The organism is Chitinophaga sp. 10T418, assembly GCF_056394125.1.
Window position 1 is genome coordinate 1 of the sequence record NZ_JBFTHG010000039.1, and the last position, 3,302, is coordinate 3,302.

Below are 3,302 nucleotides of genomic sequence, written 5' to 3' on the forward strand. Positions count from 1 at the left end.
TTAACACCAAACAACACCAAAGGAGTTAACCTTAAACCCACAAAGAACATGAAAGTCAGTCAAGAATTATCAATTTCATTCTGGTTAAGGAAGGACAACAAGAACCCCGCCGGCAAAGCAACTATTATGTTGCGCATTATCATCGATGGGCAGCGGGATGGTTTCTCACTGGGGTACCAGGTGGAACCGGCAAGGTTCAATAATAAAGCGGCTGAAGTTGCCGGCAAATCGATGGAGGCTATTGAGATCAACAAACATATTCTTCATGTAAGGGGAGAGCTGATCCGGCACTATAATCTTCTGAAGGCGCAAGGCCCGACTGTTACCCCTACCATGCTGAAGAATGCCTATCAGGGTGTGGGCATCGAGAAAAAGACTTTAATACAGGTCATCGATTACCACAACGAAAAATTCAAAGAGAAAGTAGAAAAAGAAAAACGTTCTGAAGGCACACTGAAGAAATGGTATACCACAAAGGAAAAGGTGGTTACTTTTCTGAAAACAGTATTTAAGCTCCCCGATATTCCGACGGAAAGAATTGAATATGCTTTTGCGGAAGACTTCTTTGATCATATGACCCTTACGGAGGGGATCCAGGATAATACCGCCATGAAGTACCTGAAAAATGTAAAACAGGTTTTAAAGCTGGCAGTTCAAAGAAAATGGCTTAGTTCAAATCCTTTAGAAGACTACGTATGTACCTATGTAAATCCGGAACGCGATATTCTGAGCATTGAAGAGCTGAGTACTTTATATCACAAAGAGTTCAAAATTCCACGCCTGCAGGAAACCAAAGACGCCTATCTTTTTATGGCGCTTACCGGCTACGCCTATAAAGATGCGCTGATGCTGAGCCCCGACAATATTTCCAAATTCTTTGACGGCGAAGACTGGATCGTAAAGAATAGAGAAAAGACCTGGTGCCGTGAAAATGTACCCTTGTTACCCATCGCAAAGGAAATTCTTGCTAAGTATAAAGATCATCCTTATTGCGTGGCGAACAATGTTCTCCTGCCAATCAACAGCAATCAACGTTTCAATGGTTATCTCAAAGAGGTGGCAGACCTTTGTGGTATCAATAAAAACCTTACTACGCATACCGCCCGGCATACATTCGCAACAACGGTTACATTGGCCAATGGGGTGCCGCTGGAAACAGTAAGCGCTATGCTGGGACATAAATCTATCCGGACCACGCAGATCTATGCGAAGATTGTTGCCAGTAAAGTCAGCGGAGATATGAAGACATTGAAGAGCATATTTAACCTTTCGCTGCCGGTTTCTCTCACATCGCATGCCGCTGCCTAATGCAAACTTATCAAGGTAGGAAATGGCTGTTATCATTGCCCACCTTGATTTTCATGAACATATTATAATAATAAATTATTGATATATGTTAAACTTTTTCTTGTGCAGTATGCTTATATTCATGAATGATTTAAAATGCAGTTATATAGCTATTGTTGTGTTGATGCCCCGAATATTATTTCCAGTCGTGTGAAAAGCTAATTGCTAGCGTTTTTTATGTAGATAACCCAAACTTGAAGTAATCACCCCAAAATCATCCATTATTATGCAGCACCAGCATTATCAACTTTCCTATTTMGAAAAACTGATTCATGTTGACCTCAAACAAGCAACTTCCAAACAAGAAGAACCTGACAGCACATTTTTTACTTTCTCGGTTTCAGATATCATTAGTAACAAGAATGGTATGTTGCAAAGCTTCAATCAATACCTCTATGATCTTGGAAAAAGAAAGCAAGTAGATTGGTATGTCAGTATGCATCAGCATCAACTAGTGTTACTCATGGAGGAAATGGCGACCTGCCTGCCGGAGGCCGACCTTACATGTCAGCAGATATCGTTAACAGAAGTTACCTGGCTAAATCTTTATAAGATTATTTACTGCAATCTAAGTGAGCTCCTTTTATTTCTGGAGCGTAAGTTTGAGCGTTATTTGGACATTGACTGCCGGCTCCCATCTTCGTATCTGATAACGGCCAAAGCTACCCTATTCCAGGATATTAATTTGCTAAGAGAGCGGTTTGAAGCAACGGCCGTTGATAAGCATTTATTGTCAATAGTATTTCAGCCATTCGCTGATTGTATAAAAGCTGATCGGACAGATTTTTCAATCAGTTATCGGCAACTTTATTACTTAAAGGAAATGAGGAAGCAGCTGTTTGAATTGCTGGATGGTAGGGCAGAGGATTTAACAGAGAGATTAAAGAAGGTCTTACATTACCTCAATTTTAACAGTGTACAATATTTCGATTACTGGACGGAAGCTATTAATGCCGAAATTGAAAATTTACCTACCATCCGTGAAAAACTCGACAGGCTTATTTATCTTCAAAAGAAGGTTAACCAGGCTACCGTTAAACCTGGATTCGCCTATAGTAAACTACGTACTTCTCTTCAAACTCAATTACAGTCCTGGCTGGCGGAGGAAGTCAATTACCAGAAAGATAAAGAGTCATTGGAAGGCAGCAGTCATACCTCTGAAGAACTGGGCCGCTGGAAAGACTTTAAAGTACTTACAAACTTCTCGGTGCCGCAACTAGGTAATTTTCTCAGATTGCTGATGGAGAGTGGTTTTTATCTTAATAAGAACAGAACGGAGGTACTGGATTTCTTCTCCCATTTCTTTACCACTGTTAAACAGGACAGTGTTTCTCCCGGCAGTCTGCGAAGCAATTTCTATAAAGACAATGCAGCCGTATCCAAAACAGTACGTGATATTCTAACTGACCTGGTTAAATTCTCTCACAAAGGAATGAGTGTTGCCGCTTTTGTTACGCTGAGTATTTCTATGATAATATAGGCTTTCACTATTAAATATCATATGATGAAAATAATTATGCCAAATTCTTCCAGTTAATAATCAAATAGTTACAGGGGGTACCAGTACCCCCGTGACTGTTCTTGTGTAGGAAATATTTTTTCCTTTGCTGCCATACCAAACAACCTCAAAACTTATGGCAGTAGAAATTCTAACCCGTGAAGATTTCGCGGTCTTCAAAACAGAATTATTCAGAGAGCTACGCGAATTACATAATGCTCCAGCCATTCAACCCCGCAAATGGCTGAAATCCCATGAGGTCCGTGACCTCCTTAGTATTTCACCTGGTACCCTCCAAAATATGCGTATAAATGGTACGCTTGCTTATACCAAAATTGGCGGCCTGATCTTTTACGATCATGATGATATCCTCAAACTATTAGGTAGCAAAAAGAAAGACTTAAAACATTCCTGATGAAAACAGCTGCACAGCCCAACTACATCAGGCATGTGAATG

At 40.4% G+C, this 3,302-nt stretch carries 3 protein-coding genes; all 3 read left to right on the plus strand.

The window, feature by feature from the left end:
• The first annotated feature begins 48 nt into the window (after positions 1-48).
• Positions 49-1,308, plus strand: coding sequence for a site-specific integrase (locus tag AC1DCV_RS35630; RefSeq protein ID WP_477027661.1), 1,260 nt, complete (start codon positions 49-51; stop codon positions 1,306-1,308).
• An 862-nt stretch (positions 1,309-2,170) separates the two neighbouring features.
• A complete protein-coding gene (locus AC1DCV_RS35635; RefSeq protein ID WP_477027662.1) occupies positions 2,171-2,827 on the plus strand; it encodes a hypothetical protein in 657 nt (218 codons plus the stop codon).
• A 154-nt stretch (positions 2,828-2,981) separates the two neighbouring features.
• The gene (locus tag AC1DCV_RS35640) at positions 2,982-3,260 is read left to right on the plus strand and encodes a helix-turn-helix domain-containing protein (RefSeq protein ID WP_441576299.1); all 279 of its coding nucleotides are present in this window, start codon (positions 2,982-2,984) and stop codon (positions 3,258-3,260) included.
• Positions 3,261-3,302 lie beyond the last annotated feature (42 nt).

Coding starts and splice junctions, on each gene's coding strand:
- AC1DCV_RS35630 (WP_477027661.1), top strand. CDS start 49: ATGAAAGTCAGTCAAGAATTATCAATTTCATTCTGGTTAAGGAAGGAC.
- AC1DCV_RS35635 (WP_477027662.1), top strand. CDS start 2,171: ATGAGGAAGCAGCTGTTTGAATTGCTGGATGGTAGGGCAGAGGATTTA.
- AC1DCV_RS35640 (WP_441576299.1), top strand. CDS start 2,982: ATGGCAGTAGAAATTCTAACCCGTGAAGATTTCGCGGTCTTCAAAACA.